The 17,085-nt window shown below is 39.0% G+C and carries 18 protein-coding genes, 1 tRNA gene and 2 pseudogenes; 17 read left to right on the top strand and 4 right to left on the bottom strand.

Annotated elements, in window-relative coordinates; translation table 11 throughout:
• Positions 1-21: 21 nt before the first annotated feature.
• From LZ575_RS12660 to LZ575_RS12630, 7 genes are all read left to right on the top strand, one after another.
• On the top strand, positions 22-189 hold the full coding sequence (locus tag LZ575_RS12660) for a hypothetical protein (RefSeq protein WP_235324906.1): 168 nt from the start codon (positions 22-24) through the stop codon (positions 187-189).
• Positions 190-305: 116 nt separating this feature from the next.
• Positions 306-512: a hypothetical protein gene (locus LZ575_RS12655; RefSeq protein WP_235324905.1), complete on the top strand. Its 207-nt coding sequence runs from the start codon at positions 306-308 to the stop codon at positions 510-512.
• Between the two features lie 35 nt (positions 513-547).
• Complete coding sequence (locus LZ575_RS12650) at positions 548-829, top strand: hypothetical protein (RefSeq protein WP_235324904.1); 282 nt, start codon at positions 548-550, stop codon at positions 827-829.
• A 227-nt stretch (positions 830-1,056) separates the two neighbouring features.
• Positions 1,057-1,461, top strand: a complete 405-nt coding sequence (locus LZ575_RS12645; RefSeq protein WP_235324903.1) for a hypothetical protein — start codon at positions 1,057-1,059, stop codon at positions 1,459-1,461.
• Positions 1,376-2,041 carry a capsule assembly Wzi family protein gene (locus LZ575_RS12640; protein WP_235324902.1) on the top strand — a complete coding sequence of 222 codons (666 nt, stop codon included), beginning with the start codon at positions 1,376-1,378 and terminating at the stop codon, positions 2,039-2,041. The genes LZ575_RS12645 and LZ575_RS12640 overlap by 86 nt, the downstream gene beginning before the upstream one ends.
• A gap of 105 nt (positions 2,042-2,146) precedes the next feature.
• On the top strand, positions 2,147-2,428 hold the full coding sequence (locus tag LZ575_RS12635) for a hypothetical protein (RefSeq protein ID WP_235324901.1): 282 nt from the start codon (positions 2,147-2,149) through the stop codon (positions 2,426-2,428).
• 245 nt (positions 2,429-2,673) lie between these two features.
• Positions 2,674-3,063 carry a hypothetical protein gene (locus LZ575_RS12630; RefSeq protein WP_235324900.1) on the top strand — a complete coding sequence of 130 codons (390 nt, stop codon included), beginning with the start codon at positions 2,674-2,676 and terminating at the stop codon, positions 3,061-3,063.
• A 1,524-nt stretch (positions 3,064-4,587) separates the two neighbouring features.
• On the opposite strand, the gene LZ575_RS12625 is transcribed toward LZ575_RS12630, so the two are convergent.
• Positions 4,588-5,157, bottom strand: a complete 570-nt coding sequence (locus LZ575_RS12625; protein ID WP_235324899.1) for a YceI family protein — start codon at positions 5,155-5,157, stop codon at positions 4,588-4,590.
• A 1,062-nt stretch (positions 5,158-6,219) separates the two neighbouring features.
• Here LZ575_RS12625 and LZ575_RS12620 point away from each other — a divergent pair.
• The 6 genes from LZ575_RS12620 (at position 6,220) to LZ575_RS12595 (ending at position 8,954) form a co-directional block, all read left to right on the top strand.
• Entirely contained in the window at positions 6,220-6,642 is a 423-nt protein-coding gene (locus LZ575_RS12620) for an RNA polymerase sigma factor (RefSeq protein WP_235324898.1), read from the top strand.
• On the top strand, positions 6,632-7,402 hold the full coding sequence (locus tag LZ575_RS12615; RefSeq protein ID WP_235324897.1) for a HEAT repeat domain-containing protein: 771 nt from the start codon (positions 6,632-6,634) through the stop codon (positions 7,400-7,402). The genes LZ575_RS12620 and LZ575_RS12615 overlap by 11 nt, the downstream gene beginning before the upstream one ends.
• A gap of 17 nt (positions 7,403-7,419) precedes the next feature.
• Positions 7,420-7,866, top strand: a complete 447-nt coding sequence (locus LZ575_RS12610; RefSeq protein WP_235324896.1) for a hypothetical protein — start codon at positions 7,420-7,422, stop codon at positions 7,864-7,866.
• A gap of 139 nt (positions 7,867-8,005) precedes the next feature.
• Positions 8,006-8,173 (top strand): hypothetical protein, encoded by a 168-nt coding sequence (locus LZ575_RS12605; protein ID WP_235324895.1) that lies wholly within the window; start codon positions 8,006-8,008, stop codon positions 8,171-8,173.
• A gap of 15 nt (positions 8,174-8,188) precedes the next feature.
• Entirely contained in the window at positions 8,189-8,680 is a 492-nt protein-coding gene (locus tag LZ575_RS12600; RefSeq protein ID WP_235324894.1) for a hypothetical protein, read from the top strand.
• Positions 8,649-8,954: a hypothetical protein gene (locus LZ575_RS12595; RefSeq protein WP_235324893.1), complete on the top strand. Its 306-nt coding sequence runs from the start codon at positions 8,649-8,651 to the stop codon at positions 8,952-8,954. Before LZ575_RS12600 ends, LZ575_RS12595 begins: the two co-directional genes overlap by 32 nt.
• A gap of 114 nt (positions 8,955-9,068) precedes the next feature.
• Here the strand turns inward: LZ575_RS12595 and LZ575_RS12590 are convergent.
• From LZ575_RS12590 to LZ575_RS12580, 3 genes and pseudogenes are all read right to left on the bottom strand, one after another.
• Positions 9,069-12,074, bottom strand: a pseudogene (locus tag LZ575_RS12590) (DNA polymerase III subunit alpha).
• Positions 12,075-12,082: 8 nt separating this feature from the next.
• Positions 12,083-13,302: pseudogene (dinB, locus tag LZ575_RS12585) on the bottom strand (DNA polymerase IV).
• Between the two features lie 353 nt (positions 13,303-13,655).
• Positions 13,656-13,728 (bottom strand) — tRNA-Phe (locus LZ575_RS12580).
• Positions 13,729-13,846: 118 nt separating this feature from the next.
• Between LZ575_RS12580 and LZ575_RS23705 the strand changes: the two genes are divergently transcribed.
• The 4 genes from LZ575_RS23705 (at position 13,847) to LZ575_RS12565 (ending at position 17,051) form a co-directional block, all read left to right on the top strand.
• The gene (locus tag LZ575_RS23705) at positions 13,847-14,203 is read left to right on the top strand and encodes a type III pantothenate kinase (protein WP_311195770.1); all 357 of its coding nucleotides are present in this window, start codon (positions 13,847-13,849) and stop codon (positions 14,201-14,203) included.
• Positions 14,196-14,453, top strand: coding sequence for a type III pantothenate kinase (locus tag LZ575_RS23700; protein WP_311195769.1), 258 nt, complete (start codon positions 14,196-14,198; stop codon positions 14,451-14,453). The genes LZ575_RS23705 and LZ575_RS23700 overlap by 8 nt, the downstream gene beginning before the upstream one ends.
• A 121-nt stretch (positions 14,454-14,574) precedes the next feature.
• Positions 14,575-15,819, top strand: a complete 1,245-nt coding sequence (locus LZ575_RS12570; RefSeq protein ID WP_235324892.1) for an outer membrane protein transport protein — start codon at positions 14,575-14,577, stop codon at positions 15,817-15,819.
• A gap of 68 nt (positions 15,820-15,887) precedes the next feature.
• Positions 15,888-17,051, top strand: coding sequence for a tetratricopeptide repeat protein (locus tag LZ575_RS12565; protein WP_235324891.1), 1,164 nt, complete (start codon positions 15,888-15,890; stop codon positions 17,049-17,051).
• The last annotated feature ends 34 nt before the right edge of the window (positions 17,052-17,085 follow it).

Below are 17,085 nucleotides of genomic sequence, written 5' to 3'. Positions count from 1 at the left end.
TTTTTACTGGATGACAGGTATGTGAATAATGTAAAAGTGCACAACAAGAATTTATTTCTGGTTTACCGGGGCGAAGATGATCTACAAATAAAAGCAGGGCTAAGGCACATAGCGCAGTGGGGAGGAACATCGGAAGAAGAGGGGAAAAGGCCTCAGTCTATGAAGGATTATCTCAAGGTAGTGACTTAGCCTGGGCCACGGTGCAAGAAATCTTGCTAATGACATAGGAAGTTACGAGCTGTCTGTCTCAAAACAATTTGACGAATTTTCTATAGAATTCCTGTACAATTATCTTTTTGAAACCTATGCTTAGTTCAAGACTGGCGAATATTCCTGACGGCCGCTATGGCTTTTTTGTTGAATTTACAGAGTCTTATCGCCTGGTGAATTCTTTTATGTATGAATTTTATTATACGAAAAATCAAAGTAGGTTTGGAGATAATAAAAATATTCCGGAAAATTATTTTACGATGATGGGTATCGCTCCGGCTGGACCTATGATCAGCAGGTAATAGGTACTCCCTTTTTTACCGCTGCTCCCAGGGGTATGGGGATTAGCAACAACAGGTTTGCTATGCACCACCTGGGCATAGGTGGAGATTTTTCAGGGAGGTATATTAATTATCCTTATAAGTTATTATTGAGCTTTGGAAAAAATTACGGCACCTACTCCAAACCCTATAACATCCCTCAGGAGGTACTTTACTGGAGCTACGAAATGAGAGTTTTACAGAATGTTGTAGAGCTTAATATCCAACTGGCTGCAGAATTCAACAGTACCGCAGCCCCTATCTATGGAGCCGGGCTCAATTTGAGAAAGACTTTTTAATACCCTGTTCTTGAGCAGCGGAAAATCTTTTCCGGAAGCCTTAAATACACCTTGACAGAAATATTTAACCTGTCCTTTCTTCTATATCTTCCAATAAATCACTTACCCACCCGTTATACTGAATAATATTATTTGCACTAAATGCTAAAGTTCAATTAAGCAGTCACATTATTCTCTCAGCCATAAATACTATATATTTGCGCAGAATTTACCCCGAATCCCTACTAATGAGATTTTTATCATTTCCGGCAGTTTTTTTTCTTTTACTTGTTGCGCCTGCTGCGCAGTCTCAAATGTATTTTTCGGGGGAGGCCAGTGTAGTGGGTTTTTATTCTTCTCAGGAGGATCTGCCGTTTTGGTTGCACCACAATAAGAGGGGCAGAGTTTCTGAAGAGACCAATATTTCCACCTGGATCTCAGGGAAGGGAGTTTATGAACTGGACGCTACTGCTTTTTTTGAAGTAGGTGCGGGAGTTTTGTTTCACGATGGCTTTGATGGCGTTATTGTTCCCGATGAATTGTACGGGCATTTTGAGAACTTAGCGATTGTATTTTACACTTGGGAAAAAGCAAAAGAAAGAACTATACCGGGGGCTGAGCGCATCCAACAGGAGTATCCTCTGGTCTCTTAATACACAACCTTTACCGGGAGTACAAATTGGTACAAATGGCCCACTGTTTCCTTTTGATCCGGACAATGAAACGGGATTTGGATTTGAAGGTTCTTACAACGAATACCTGATGGGGACTGACAGGTATGTGAAATATGCCAGCCTTCATCACAAAAATTTTCTGTTTGTATACAGGACTCAAAGTGAGTGGCAATTCAAGGCGGGACTTCAGCATTTTGTACAATGGGGCGGGAATTCTCCGCAGTGGGGACCGCAGCCGTCCTCTGCCAGGGATTACCTCAGGCTTATTACTGGCCAAAGCGGAAGAGAAAACGCCACGGTGAATGATCAGCTAAATACTCTTGGGAACCACCTGGGCGGCTATGAATTTAACGTGCGGAAGGGGTTTAGGGATTTCAGTATAGAATTGCTTTATCAGCACTTATTTGAAGACTTATCGGGGCAGTTGCTGGGAAATACTCCTGATGGACGCTATGGGATCTACTTTGAAACGAATGATACGAAAAACTTCATTAACTCTGTCATTTATGAATTTTATTATACAAAGCACCAGAGCCAGACCACTACTGGGTGTGCATAAATATGATGACTACTTCGTAAGTGGAATTTATCGATCGGGCTGGACCTATCAAAATATGGTCCTGGGAGCACCTTTTTCACTGTTAACCCTGTAAGGAATACGCTGGTGGGAATAATAAACAACAATTTTACTACCCATCATATTGGAATAGGAGGAGAGTTCTTCAATTATTTTGTGAGCTATCCTTATAAATTAATGTTCACCTACGGAAATAACTACGGAAGATACCATACCCCTTATGAACCTAAACAGGAAGTTGGCTATATCTATTCTGAGTTAGGTGTACTTCGTAAATATCTCAATCTTGATGTACAGTTGGGTGCCGAATTTAATTCTGTACAATCCCCCATATTTGGAGTCGGTATACAGTTAAGTAAAACATTCTAACCGGGTTCTTCATTATTTTTATTTTAAGTTCTGTTTCAATCCAATCTGGTTTTTTATTGAAATATTTCGTTATCGTCTGGTCTTCAGACGGAAACTAAATATAAAAGAGTTTATCTCTTTTTAGCAACAAAAGAATATTGGCCTCTTTTTAAATTTTAACATTTTGGGCGTCGCGCAAATCTAAAAATTTTGTTAATTTAGGATATAAGCAAAGCGTAAACTAATCCCTAAAACGATTTTCGCCTATGACAACAGATGCCTGTAACACTTCAAAATTATCCTCCTGGTATAAATTGGATCATGTTCTCTATGAGATCAGAGACCAGCGGGGTATATTAAAGAATTATACCTATGAATCCTGGAAAGCCGAAGTAATTATTGAACTGGAGTCCCTGGGCTTTATAAAACCAGATGGTGATAAATATGTGATCACCGAAGAAGGAAGAGAAGTGATCCACCAGGACAGCTTCCTTCGTTATAACTGTAAATTAAAAAATAAAACTGAAGATGCAATACTGGATCTTATAGAAGGTAGATCTTCTAAATTCTGGAGTTACCTCCTGGGACTTTCGCTACTGTTCGTAACACTACTTGTGGCAGGTACTAAGTTGCAACTCCTGGCTTTCTTGTTTTAAGATTTTATTTGCCTGTTTTTGTTCAGGTCTAATCATAGAAAAACCGTCAATCTACAGTTGGAATTGACGGTTTTTATTTTTTTATAAGCTCTAGATCTGCCCGCTACGATTGCAGGTAGGCCAGATGAATTGGAACTCACAAGAACCACCCCGTCTCCCGCCGAGGCGTGATCCACCCCTCCTTTAAAAAAGGAGGGGAGCCTTTAGAGTACTTTTGGTATAAAATGTAAAAATAAAGAGCTCCTTCCCTTTTCAAGGGAAGGTGGCATTCCGCAGGAATGACGGAAGGGTTGCCTGGCGGGGGAAAATCATCTTTTAACCAGGAGCAAGCTGCGGGAGTTCAATTAATCCAGTTTAAATCAAGAAACTTTACTCTAAATCCTTCATCGCAAATTAGCTGGCACTTACGAAATATTTGTAACTCACGAGGAACCACCCCGTCTCCCGCCCGGCGCGGGATCCACCCCTCCTTTAAAAGGAGGGGAGCCTTTAAAGGTCTCTAGTATAAAAGAAAAATTTCAAGAGCTCCTTCCCTCTTCAAGGGAAGGTGGCATTCCGCAGGAATGACGGAAGGGTTGCCTGGCGGGGGAAAATCATCTTTTAACGAGGAGCAAGTTGCGGGAGTTCAATTTATCCAGTTTAAACGAGAAACTTTACTCTAAATCCTTCATCGCAAATTAGCTGGCACTTACAAAATATTTGGAACTCACGAGGAACCACCCCGTCTCCCGCCTGTGGCGGGATCCACCCCCCCTCCTTTAAAAGGAGGGGAGCCTTTAAAGGTCTATAGTATAAAAGAAAAATTTCAAGAGCTCCTTCCCTTTTCAAGGGAAGGTGGCATTCCGCAGGAATGACGGAAGGGTTGCCTGGCGGGGGAAAATCATCTTTTAACCAGGAGCAAGTTGCGGGAGTTCAATTTATCCAGTTTAAATCGAGAAACTTTACTCTAAATCCTTCATCGCAAATTAGCTGGCACTTACAAAATATTTGGAACTCATTAGGAACCACCCCGTCTCCCGCCTGGGCGGGATTCACCCCTCCTTTAAAAGGAGGGGAGCCTTTAAAGGTCTCTAGTATAAAAGAAAAATTTCAAGAGCTCCTTCCCTCTTCAAGGGAAGGTGGCATTCCGCAGGAATGACGGAAGGGTTGCCTGGCGGGGGAAATTTATCTATTAACTATGAGCAAGCTGCGGGAGGTTCAATTTATTCAGTTTAAATCGAGAAACTTTACTCTAAATCCTTTATCGTAAATTAGCTGACACTAACGAAATATTTGGAACTCACGAGGAACCACCCCGTCTCCCGCCTGGGCGGGATCCACCTCTCCTTTAAAAGGAGGGGAGCCTTTAGAGGTCTCTAGTATAAAAGAAAAATTTTAAGAGCTCCTTCCCTTTTCAAGGGAAGGTGGCATTCCGCAGGAATGACGGAAGGGTTTTCGGGAGCAGAAACCCTCTTCTAATGCAAATAAAAAATGCCTCTTTCTTAATGAGAATAGAGGCATTAAATTAATTATGTTGTAAAGAAGCTACTGCTTCTTAAATTCCCCATCAGCTTCTAACAGAACCTCGTCACTTAAAACTGCTTCCGGAAACTTAGGGCCTAAATTAAAATTAGAGCGGTTTACTTTTCCGGTGATCTTTAGTCCGGCAACTTTTTCTCCTTTTTGATTTTCAATAGTTCCCCTATGCCAGATCTCCAGAGTCACAGGTTTTGTAACTCCATTCATAGTGAGGTCACCGCTGACTTTATATTTTCCGTCAGAAATTTTTTCAGTAGCCTTTCCCTTGAAAGTGATCTTTGGGTTGTTTTCCACGTTAAAGAAATCTGGATTGCGCAAATGATCATCTCTCCGGCCTACTCCGGTATTAATAGATGAAGCGTCTATTTCTACGTCATAATCAGCATCACTAAAATCTTCTTTGGTAGCATTAATAGTTGCTTCAAAGGAGTCAAAGGAACCTTCAATTTCTGAAATTCCCAGGTGGGTGATTGCGAAGCTAACCTGGGAGTGAGCTTTGTCCGGCTTCCAAGTGGTCTGAGCCGAAACAGCAGCACCCATAAAAGCAATAAATACAATAGAAACAATTTTGTCCATTTTGATAAATTTTAAGTTGTTATAGTAATAAGAATTATCCTGTGCAGCTGATATAAATTTTAAAACTGAAATGAACTAAACTTCATTTAAAAATGAATCAGCCTATAAATATATAATTTTCTTCGGCAGGATATTTTTCATTTATGTATTCTGTATTAAGAAATTGCAATCTTTTTTGCCTTTCAACAGCGGAAAGTTAAATCTTTTGTTTTCAAAGTTGAAAATTATCTCCGGATTGTCTGCTACTCTTGCTTGCTGGATCTAAAAAATAGCCACTAATGCACGAATATTGTTCTATAGTTTCCAATTGTTTAAAATTTTCTCCGGATGGTTATGCTATCCTTACTTGCCGGATTTAAAAAATAGCCACTAATGCACGAATATTTATCTATAGTTTCCACTTGTTTAAGATTTTCTCCGGATTGTTCTGCTACTCTTGCTTGCCAGATCTAAAAAATGGCCACTAAGGCACGAATTATTTTTTTAGTTTTCACTTGTTTAAAATTTTCTCCGGATTGTTATGCTATTTCTTGCTTGCCGGATCTAAAAAATGGCCACTAATGCACGAATTATTTTTTTAGTTTTCACTGTTCAAGGATGATCTCCGGGATGTTCGGAAACTCCAGCTACTTTCCGGATCTTAAAAGATTTGGCACTACTGCACAGTTAAATTTCTATGGTGTACTCTTGTAAGGAGATTATAAAACCCAATAAAAACATTAGTGCATTAGTGGCGACATCTCTTTTTCTCCAAAATTTCCCCTAAACGGAATTTACTTTCAACTTTATTACTTCAGATTTATTTACAGCTGGATCAGCATTTACAGGGCCTGCGAGTTTTCAGGTACTAAAAGATCTATTTTTCTGAAAAAAAAAGTTCCTCCCACTGTAACCTTTGAGAAGTTTGTGACTATATATTTATAAAACACCATCAAAAAAGAAATTTGTACAAGGATCTAACAGACGAGAATTTGATGAAAGAAGTCGCAGGAAATAACCTCGAGGTCCTGCGGATTCTTTTGACTTAAGCATCATAAGCACGTCTTTAATTTTTTATATAAAATGTCTGGTGACAGGATGTTGAGTGAAGATCTAACTCAGGAGGTGTTCTACAAAGTTTTGAAGTATAGAAACTCTTATAATGACGGCAAATTTATTTCATGGATGTTTACCATCGCCAGAAATAGTCTCGCCACTCATTTCAGAAGAAATCAGGACCATGTATTGCTAAAGATTTCTCATTACGAAAATCTGCCTGAGGAAGAGGATGGGGAAAAGGAAGATTACAGTCAGCTCCAAAAAGCACTTGATCTACTGAATCCTGAAGATAAAGAACTACTCGTCCTTCATAAGCTTCAAAATATAAGTCACCAGGAGATAGCTGAAATTGTGGGAAGTACTCCCGGCGCGGTGAAAACAAAAACCAGCCGGGCACTAAAAAAACTGAAAGAAATTTATTTTAAAACAGTAGGAAATGAAGCCTGAACACATAAAACATCTTATTCCGGAATACCAGGAAAGCCTCCTTGAGGAGGATCAAATTTTGGAAGTGAAGAAGCATCTTGAGCAGTGTGCAGAATGTCGAAATGAGCTTGAACAATTTCTCGAGCTAGAAAGACAGTTTTTGAACGAAAAGGAGGTAGAGCCATCGCCAAACATAAAAGCCAGTTTCTCCGCTATGTTAGAAAGAGAAAAGGCTGAAATTCAAGAAAAGAGAACCTCTTTCCCTTATAAAGAGATCCTGAAGATCGCAGCAGCAATAGTTGTTCTCTTTATCTCTTTTGAGGCAGGACGCTTAATGGAACAAAAGTCTTCTAATGAACCAGTAGTTGTCTTGGAAGATTCCGGTGAATCTGAACAGCGAATTGCAATGCTTTCCTTAATAACAAATGAGTCTGCAAGTAAACGAATCCAGGGAGTAAACTATTTTGAGGATTTTGAAGATTTAGATGAAGATATTCTGAAAGTCCTGATTAACAAGATGCTCTACGATGAGAACAAGAACGTAAGACTTGCGGCCGTGGAAGCACTGGCAAAGTTCAGTACTTCAGAAGAGGTGAAAGACAATTTAATTACCGCGTTAAAAACAGAAAATGATCCTGTTATACAGATTTCCCTTATTCAGGTTTTGGTGAAAATTCAGGAGAAACAGGCGGTAGAGCCTATGAAAAACTTACTTCAAAAGGAGGAAACAGAGCCTTTTGTGAAGGACCAGATAAAAGCATTATTACCCAGCATAGTCTAATAATAAAATAAAAAAATATGAAAAATATAGTATCAATTATCTTCACCTGCTTTATATGCCTCACGGTGAATGCTCAGAACGATTTTACAAAATCCCTTAATGGCATTGAACGGGTGCAAATAGAATCTAAAACAGATGTTGTTGTAAAAACACAAAACAATAACCAATTACTTATTAAAGCAGGAAAAAATGTTGAAATACCAGAACAGGCGAAAGGCCTGAGGTTAGTGGGAGAAGGGGGGACTGACAATACTAATGTTGGTTTTATGGTGGAGCAAAAAGGCAATACATTACTGGTAAGAAATCTTCGGAAGGAGGGAAAGGCTGAAATTTTTCTTCCGGCTAATCAAAACATTGCAGTAAAGAGCATGGCTCTTAATGATATTGAAATCACGGGTTTTACTGGGGAAGTAGAAGCAACGGCAGAAGTGGTGGGAAGCATAACAATAAAAGATGTGACTTAGCCCTTTAACCGTAAATTCTAACACCGGACTCGTCACTGTTATTTTTACAAAATTAAATACCACATCTCCAACAACGATCACAACAGCAACAGGAGATCTTGACATAAGCCTGCCCGGGAATACTCCCGCTACAATAACAATGAACTCTACAATGGGAGAGATCTATACCGATTTTGATCTTCAGTTACCTGATAAAGGAGGGCTAAAAGCCGTCTCGGCTCCCAAGGTCAAAGGAACCCTCAATGGAGGAGGTGGGACCATTCAGCTAAACTCTGCCACCGGAAATATTCTGCTAAGAAAGAAATAATAAACACCAACAACTATGAAAAATTTAGCCGTACTATTTATTTTGAGCTTTATTAGTTTCTCAACACAGGCTCAACGCATTATAGAAAAAAACATCAATTACAAAAATCAGGAGATCAATATTGAAGTTCCTTTTGCTTCGGAAATTGAATTAAAAACCTGGGATAAAAATACCGTATATGTAAAGGCAGATCTTACAATGTCTGAAGGGAAATACCTGGATCTTTATGAGCTGAATATCGAAGAGAGTAACGACCGCATCGAAGTTATTTCTAATGCTGAGCCTCTGTTTAAAGAGTGGCAAAAAGATTACAGAAGGAACTATCCCGGGAAAGCAGAAGATTCTGATAAAAAGCCTAAAAACAATAATGTTACCTACAGTGGTGATCAAATTATCATTACCGACGAAATGGAATATACTTTTAATTATGTTATTTATATTCCTGAAGGTGCTGAGGTCAAAATTAGCAGTATTAATGGAAATTTGTATTCGGAAGTCATCACCTAGCAACTTCTCGGCAGACCTGATCAACGGAAATATCAATATTGACAAATATGCGGGAAATCTTGATTTGAACACAATTAATGGAGAGATCAATATCTCTTTAGGAGATTCAAATATGAAAGCTGAAACCATTCATGGCAACATCTATGCTGATGAAACTATTGAATTTTCTTCTGCCAAAACTATGATAGGGCAGAACATTGAAAGAAATACCGGAAGTGGAGCTAGCCACCTTCAGTTGAGTACTATCAATGGGAATATGTACCTGAAGAAATAAGTGTCATTCTCTGTTTAAGCAGAAGCAATTCAGCTTAAAGAGTGAATAAAGGTCATTTGCAGGTTATGAATTTTTAATTTCAGGATTAAGGGCAGCTTAAAAACTTTCATTGCCTTAATGCGCGTGAAGTTTTGGCCTGGCGGGGGAGAATTTAGGAAGATCAATAAACCGGGGATCTCCAATTGTTTCCTGCCGGGAAATCCACTTGAGATTTAGAGATATATAATCTAATTCTTCTACTACTTTTCCATAGCAAAGAAATATCCCTTTGGTTCGGATAGGATATTTTTCAGCTACTCCTGGAAACTGAACAATATCAAAAACCTGCCCGTCTATATCATAAAAAGTACTAAAACACATGAATTTACCATTCACCGTCGGGGTTCTTTTTGTGGTAATGAGGTTCCCGTATATCTGTACATCCTTACCAATAAAGTTCTTCAGCTCTTTTGCTTTTACAGAAGATTGCAGTGGGTTTTTCAGTAATTCAAAATGACTACAGAGGGGAAATCCCAAAAGTTCCATCTGGTCGTAAGCTTCCACTACTTCAGAAATTAGAAATTCGGGCAAATCAAAATCTTTATGTTTCGGCCGGAACAGTACTTACTGATTGGTTTTTAACCTATTTTTGTTCAGCTTAAAATGAGCTTTCCACAACAAATGATATTTATCCAGCCCGGTAAATCTAAAAGCACCAATTTTTAATAAAATACTCAGCTGTTCAATAGAAATATCAAGACGGTCAGTAAAGTCATCTAAAGATTTAAAAGGTCCAAAAAACTGCTTAGGTTTTCCAGAATGCGCTGGATCACCTTTATTTCCAGTTCTTTAATATGGCCCAGGCCCAGATAAATGTCCTTACCATAGATCACATTAGGATGGTCGCTGTTGTTAATACAGGGAGCGTGAACCATACCGCCACATTTGCGTATTTCCTGAATATAGGTTTCTACATCATAAAATCCCCCGCCATTGTTAAGTGCAGCCACCATAAATTCCAGCGGAAAGTACTTTTTTAAATAAAGGCTTTGATAACTTTCTACCGCGTAAGAGGCCGAATGTCCTTTCGGAAATGCGTAGCCTGCAAAGGAGAAAATCTGCTCCCATACTTCATTGATCAATTGCTCTGAATATCCTTTTTTTCTGCAATTACTTCTGAATTTGGATTCAATCCTCGCTATTTGCCCTTTAGAAGTTTTCTTGCCACTCATTCCCCGTCTTAAAATATCGGCTTCATCATAAGACAATCCTGCAAAGTAGTGAGCTATTTTAAGAACATCTTCCTGGTAGACCATTACTCCATAAGTTTCGGCTAAAATCTCAAAGAGAACAGGGTGGGCTACTTTACGTTGCTCGGGATTACGGTGACGTTGAATATACTCTTCTTTCATCCCACCATTGGAAACCCCCGGCCTAATGATAGAACTCGCCGCGACCAGTTCAATGTAGCTGTTGGTTTGTAATTTGATCATTAGTCCCCGCATAGCAGGAGATTCTACATAAAAAACGCCCATACAATCTCCTGTTTTTAGAAGGTGATTAATTGCGGGATCCTCTTTAAAGACCCGGGTGTTTTCTATATCTTCAATGACCGCCCCCGGTTGATTTTGCCTGATGATCTCAAGGGCATCTGTTATTTTGGACAAGCCTCTTTGAGCCAGAATATCAAATTTATGGATTCCCACGTCTTCACTAATGTTCATATCTATTTGCACCGTACGAAAACCTTTGGGCGGCATAAAAGTACTTGCATAATTGTGTACGGAATCATCCAGGATCAATATCCCACCTGAATGTACACTTATATAATTGGGAAAGCCTGCTATTAATCTACTGTACCTAAGCACCAATTTTTCCAGGTGGTCCAGCTGGTTGTAATCAAAATATCCTGCAGAGAGTTTGTCGAGATTCTCTTTTGGCAGTCCCAGAACCTTGCCCAGCTCTCTCACCACTGCCCGTCGTTTAAAAGTCACATAAGTTCCCATAAGAGCAGTGTGTTTATAGGTCCTGAAGATATAATTTGTCACGTCCTGCTTGTGTTTCCAGGAAAAATCGATATCAAAATCGGGTGGAGAATTGCGATGGGCATTGATAAAGCGCTCAAAATAAAGATCCAGTTCAATAGGATCTACATTGGTAATTCCAATAATGTAAGCCACGATCGAATTGGCACCGCTACCTCTTCCTATATAAGGATAAGCCTGTGATCTTGCATAGCGAATAATGTCATAATTGATCAGGAAAAAAGAAACATAGCCCAGGTTAATAATGGCTTTTAATTCTTTTTTTACCCGTTGATAAACTTCTTCTGAAGTGTGTGGATAACGTTGGGAGAGCTTCTCATAACACAATTTCTTTAGCTCTTCTTCATCTGCTTTTTTATTCTGCCCAAAAACTTTCAAATTTTTATTCTCCCGCGCTTCTCCAAAACCAAAATTTACCTGGCAATTACGGGTAAGGTCTTCAGTATTCTGCAGAATGTGGGGATAATCCTTGAATTCAGATCTAATAATTTTTGGAGAGATCATTTGCTGGGAAAAGCTTCCTTCCTCACTTTTGGGCAACTTGCTGAGCAGGGTATTATTATCTATGGCCCTTAGGAGGCGGTGTGCATTATAATCTCTTTTACTTCGGAAACTTACCGTTTGCAACAGCACCAGTTTTTCCCTGTATTCAAGATATTTGGAAAATTTTAGCTTCCGCAGGCTTTCTACGGAAACTCCTATGTATTCATTTTCTTTAAAATTTAGTTTGTTCTCTAAAAGCACCTTTTTAAAAGGATATATTATATAACAGTCCGGCAGGAGAGGGGCCTCATTTGTAAAATTATTTTTGCTGTGTAGGTGTTGGGATAAATGCTTAGTTCAATTGATTAAACCCTTTATTGTTCTTAGCTATTCCTACGTACTGCTGTTGAACTCCATTCCTAAAGTCAATTCCTATCAGGGGTGTAATATTGTATTCTGAAGCAATTTTGATAAATTTTAAGCAGGCAGAAGTATTATTAATATCAGTTACAGCAAGACTTTGTACGTTTTGAGCCCGGGCCAGTTCGCACAAATCTTCCACTGGAAAAGTTCCATAACGCAGGGAATAATAGGTATGACAGTTTAAAAACATCCGCTTATCTATTGTTGTCTATGGGCATACAGTGTTGGCGGCTCTCCATTGAACGGATTTTTCATTCTGCTCACGTCATTACCGCCTATTGTTGAAACTCTTGCCACAGCGTGTTCTCCATACCTGTTCCTGATTCTATCCATAGCATTGTACAGATTCAGCATTTTTTCAGAATCATCAAAAAGATCTATCTGGTAGTGTCCTCCGGTGAGATCACTGTATTTTATTCCAATCAACCTTATCAACAACTCCATGATTGTATAATTGCCGGAACAGTTCTTCAATTTTTGGGATCAGGATATGATCGGCACTGGTATAGGGAATTTTAGACTGTTTAGTATAAGTTTGAAAATCGGAATACCGGATTTTTACACTTACACAGGAAGTGAGTTTATTTCCCCGTCTTAATTGATAAGCCAGGTTTTCTGCCATTCCTGCCAGAGTGGCCTGCAGTTTAAACATGTCGGTAGTATCGCGGTTAAAAGTTCGTTCAGCAGAAATGGATTTTCGTTCGTGAAAAGGAATAATAGGTGAATCATCAATGCCATTAGCTCTTTTCCAGATCACTCTTCCATTTTTCCCAAGAACACTTTCCAGCATTTCTACTAAGCATTTCCTGGATTGTTTTTATTTCCCGAATCCCCAGATTGAGCAACTTTTGAAATGTCTTACTTCCTATCATAGGTATTTTTCGAACCGAAAGAGGAGCCAGGAAAGATTTTTCTTTTCCGTTATCTACATATCGCTCATTGTTAGGTTTTGCTTCCCCGGTAGCAATTTTAGAAACCACTTTATTTTGTGACAATCCAAAGGAAATTGGTAGCCCGCTTTCCTGAATAATGGTTTGCCTTAATTCGTGAGCAAATTTCCTGATCCCAAAAAATTTGTCCATTCCAGAAAGATCTGCATAAAATTCATCAATACTTGCCTTTTCAAAAGAGGGAACCCTGCTCTTAATAATTTCAGTAACGGTGTGGGAATGCTTCGTATAGACGCCGGAATCTCCTTTTATAACTGTGGCGTGAGGACATAGTTGACGGGCTACTTTCATGGCCATTCCCGAATGCACCCCAAATTTTCTGGTTTCATAACTGGCAGCAGCCACCACCCCGCGATCTCCCATTCCACCTACGATTAATGGCTTATCCTGCAATTCTGTATGAGTTAATCGCTCTACAGAAACAAAAAAAGTATCCAGGTCCAGGTGTATGATGGCTCTCTTATTCATAATTAGGAAAAATTCCTTCTTTTAGGATTATTTCCAAAATTATAAAATAAACGGAACACCGGGTGAAGAGAAATAGTTAAACTTATTTCAAAGATTTTAACCTGGGGAAATAGTAAAAAAGCTTAGAGAAAAAATAAAAATCCGGATAGATTAAGGAGGTTAAAAATATGGTTATAGAGCTTCCATTCAGTTTAATCCCAGAGGAACCGGGATCTTATTAAGCAATACCAATTCCTGGTCTCACCTCCAATTAAGCTTAAACCTCACAGGTCTCGAAGACCTGTGAGGTTTTGATCTAAAAATTTAATTTATACCAACAAAAAAACCCGCAACGTGAGTCGCGGGTTTTTAAGTGGTGCCTCCAGGAATCGAACCAGGGACACAAGGATTTTCAGTCCTTTGCTCTACCAACTGAGCTAAGGCACCAGTTGCTTTAAAGCTTGTAAGCCTGTCAAGCGGGTGCAAATATAATTTCATTTTTATTAACCCACAAAGGAAAAATTAAAAAAATGCTTTTGTACCTTGGCTTTTTTAATGAAAATCTATGAATCTGGTAATCGATGTGGGTAATACCCTTATAAAATCGGCTGTCTTTCAGGGGGATAACTTAATCAAAAAGAAAATCGCTTTAAAGCAGGATTTTTTAAAAAATATTGATGAAGTGCTGCAGGCCCATCCAAAAATCACGCATGTATTGATATCTTCGGTAGTAAAGTCTACCACAAAATGGGAACAAAGGCTCCGGGAAAAGCTCCATGTTATAAATCTCCACCAGGATCTTCCTCAACTTTTCACCAACAGGTATTCAACTCCTGCAACAATGGGGCAGGATCGCATTGCTCTGGTTTCGGCGGCGGCAAAATTGTATCCGGAAGAAAATATTTTGGTTATTGATGCTTAGCAGCTGTGTTACTTACGACTTTAAGAATAGTAAAAATGAATATTTTGGAGGTGCAATCTCCCCGGGCTTACATATGCGATATAAAGCCATGCATACGTTTACTGAAAAACTGCCGTTATTAGAACCGGAGGAGGAGGTTTCTCTTATTGGAAATTCTACCCGCAACAGCATGCACACAGGAGCAATTATGGGTCTTACCGCAGAAATTGACGGAATGATAGATGCTTATCGGGCTGTAATAAAGAATTAACAGTAATTTTGACAGGGGGCGATGCACAATTTTTGTGTAAAAGATTAAAAAATAGCATCTTTGCCAACTCAAATTTTCTCCTGCAAGGATTGAATTTTATTTTAGAATTTAACAAATCTCAATGATTAAACGATTTATAGTAATCGTGGCCTTATTATCTACAGTGCTTACGGCTGCGCAAGAGGGAAATTCCTCACCATATTCTTACTACGGTATTGGTCTAACAAAATTTAGGGGAACAGTAGAAAATCAATCAATGGGAGGTCTCACTGTATTTTCTGACAGTATCCACCTCAACCTGCGAAATCCTGCTTCTTACGGTAAACTTAAATTGACTACTTACAGTGTGGGAGGTAGCCTTACAAGTACCAATCTTAAGAGTGAAGACAACAGCGGCAGCGCAAGAAATGTTTCGTTTGACTACCTTGCTATAGGTATTCCTACAGGAAAATTAAACTTCGGGTTTGGTCTTATTCCATACACTTCCGTGGGATACCGGATCTTGGAAGAAAGTGAAAATGCTTCAAATCGGTATACAGGAAGAGGAGGAATGAATAAGGTTTATCTTACTACAGCCTATTCTTTCACTCCGGGACTTAGTGTTGGGGTAGATCTAAATTATAACTTCGGAAATGTTCAGAATAAATTTACTGCTCTTCAAAGGGGAGTTCAGTATGGTACCCGTGTTATTAACAGAACAGATTTACGGGGGTTTAATCTGGACCTGGGAGTAGATTATCAAACAAATATTTCTAATAAGTTGAGACTTTATACGGCAGCAACTTATACTCCCGAAATGGATATTACCACAGAGCGAATGAGGAATACTGCTACAGTTGTTACTAATTCCCAGGGCGGGGAAGCAATTGCGGCGGAATCTAATCTCTCATTTCCCGAAACTTCTGTGGGCTTACCTTCACAATATACCATGGGATTAGGTGTAGGAAGACCAAACCATTGGTTTGTAGGAGGAGAATACACAAATTTACAAGCGTCTAATTTTGATCTTGATACGGGATTAAACAACCTGAATTATTTCTATGGAGATGCTGCTCAATATAGATTAGGAGGATTTTATGTACCTGAATATACGTCGCTTACAAGTTATATAAATCGTATTGTTTACAGGGCCGGACTAAGGTATGAGGAGACGGGGTTAAATGTGAATAACGAGGGCATAAACGAGTTTGGCATATCTTTTGGATTAGGATTACCTGTAGGAGCAAATTTTTCTAATGCTAACATCGGATTTGAGTATGGACAGCGCGGTACCACAAATTCCGGTTTAATAAAAGAAAACTTTTTTAAGCTATCTTTGAGTCTGTCTCTAAATGATAGATGGTTCGTACAAAGTAGATTTGATTAACCACAATAAAAACAAAAAAATGAAAACTAAATTAGTAATTGCCCTTTCCGGAGTGTTGTTGAGTAAGCGTGCTGCAGGCACAATCTGGTGATTGTGCTACTAAAGCGGCCCTGGCATATGACGACGCAAAAGCACAAAGATACGATCAGGCTTATCAGCCATTAATGGAAGTGAAAAATGAGTGTCCAACCTACAGTCTTGCCACTTTCCAATATCTTGATCGTGTTTTAAAGCATAAACTTGAAAATGCACAAGGTGCCGAAAAGAATAAACTTATTGAAGAGAATATACAATTGATGAATGAAAGGCTTAAGCATTTCCCTAATAAAACCAATGCTGCTGAAGTTCAGGGAGATATTGCCTGGTTGAAATATGAAAATGGAATAGGAACTAAAGAAAAGCAGTTCAAAGCTTTTGATGAAGCTTATAAAGGAAGTCCTGAAAGCTTTACCAGTCCTAAAAGGATCTATGCTTACTTTTCTCTACTTGTAGATTTACAGGATGAAGGAAAAAGAGATCTTCAGGATGTATTTGAGCTTTATGATGAGATCATAGGCAAAATTGAAAGTGAAGAAAATAAACTTGCAGAGATGCTTGCTCCTCTGGTTGAAAAGCAGGAAGCAGGTACTAAGCTTAGTGCCCAGGAAGCTAAACTTGCAGAGAATGCAGAGATTAACCTTAGTGCATACAGCCAGGTTAAAGGAAGTGTGAATGCGAAGTTAGGTCAAAGAGCAGATTGTGATAACCTTATCCCACTTTATAATAAAGATTTCGAAGAGAAAAAAGGTGATGTTCAATGGTTGAGAATTGCATCTGAAAGATTGTCTCAAAAAGACTGTACTGAAGATCCAATCTTCTTTAAAGTTTCTGAAGCACTTCACAAAGCTGAACCTTCTGCAAAATCAGCAATGTATTTAGGACAGTTGGCTGAGGCTGAAGGTAAATCTTCTCAGGCTATGAAATATTACAATGAAAGTGCTGAACTGGAAACCGATCCAGGTGACAAGGCAAGAGTATATATGAGAATTGCCAACAATTACAGACAGGGAGGTAATTTTTCCCAGGCTAGATCTTTTTATAGAAAGGCGCTTCAAACAAACCCATCTAATGGTAGAGCTTACTTACACATTGCAAATATGTATGCTCAAAGTGCCAACAACTGTGGAGACAATCCCTTTGATAAGAGAGCGGTTTACTGGTTAGCTGCAGATTATGCTGCAAGAGTCGTGTAGATCCTTCCTTGAGTGGTACTGCAAATGAAAGCGT

The sequence above is a fragment of the Antarcticibacterium sp. 1MA-6-2 genome, assembly GCF_021535135.1.
GTDB lineage: Bacteria > Bacteroidota > Bacteroidia > Flavobacteriales > Flavobacteriaceae > Gillisia.
Note: the sequence above shows the minus strand (reverse complement) of the source record. Positions and strands in the feature narration are given on the sequence as shown.

What these genes read in the sequence shown, in the direction of transcription:
- LZ575_RS12655 (WP_235324905.1), top strand. Translation starts at nt 306, where the DNA reads ATGCTTAGTTCAAGACTGGCGAATATTCCTGACGGCCGCTATGGCTTT.
- LZ575_RS12650 (WP_235324904.1), top strand. Translation starts at nt 548, where the DNA reads ATGGGGATTAGCAACAACAGGTTTGCTATGCACCACCTGGGCATAGGT.
- LZ575_RS12645 (WP_235324903.1), top strand. Translation starts at nt 1,057, where the DNA reads ATGAGATTTTTATCATTTCCGGCAGTTTTTTTTCTTTTACTTGTTGCG.
- LZ575_RS12630 (WP_235324900.1), top strand. Translation starts at nt 2,674, where the DNA reads ATGACAACAGATGCCTGTAACACTTCAAAATTATCCTCCTGGTATAAA.
- LZ575_RS12625 (WP_235324899.1), bottom strand. Translation starts at nt 5,157, where the DNA reads ATGGACAAAATTGTTTCTATTGTATTTATTGCTTTTATGGGTGCTGCT.
- LZ575_RS12620 (WP_235324898.1), top strand. Translation starts at nt 6,220, where the DNA reads ATGTCTGGTGACAGGATGTTGAGTGAAGATCTAACTCAGGAGGTGTTC.
- LZ575_RS12615 (WP_235324897.1), top strand. Translation starts at nt 6,632, where the DNA reads ATGAAGCCTGAACACATAAAACATCTTATTCCGGAATACCAGGAAAGC.
- LZ575_RS12610 (WP_235324896.1), top strand. Translation starts at nt 7,420, where the DNA reads ATGAAAAATATAGTATCAATTATCTTCACCTGCTTTATATGCCTCACG.
- LZ575_RS12605 (WP_235324895.1), top strand. Translation starts at nt 8,006, where the DNA reads ATGAACTCTACAATGGGAGAGATCTATACCGATTTTGATCTTCAGTTA.
- LZ575_RS12600 (WP_235324894.1), top strand. Translation starts at nt 8,189, where the DNA reads ATGAAAAATTTAGCCGTACTATTTATTTTGAGCTTTATTAGTTTCTCA.
- LZ575_RS12595 (WP_235324893.1), top strand. Translation starts at nt 8,649, where the DNA reads ATGGAAATTTGTATTCGGAAGTCATCACCTAGCAACTTCTCGGCAGAC.
- LZ575_RS23705 (WP_311195770.1), top strand. Translation starts at nt 13,847, where the DNA reads ATGAATCTGGTAATCGATGTGGGTAATACCCTTATAAAATCGGCTGTC.
- LZ575_RS23700 (WP_311195769.1), top strand. Translation starts at nt 14,196, where the DNA reads ATGCTTAGCAGCTGTGTTACTTACGACTTTAAGAATAGTAAAAATGAA.
- LZ575_RS12570 (WP_235324892.1), top strand. Translation starts at nt 14,575, where the DNA reads ATGATTAAACGATTTATAGTAATCGTGGCCTTATTATCTACAGTGCTT.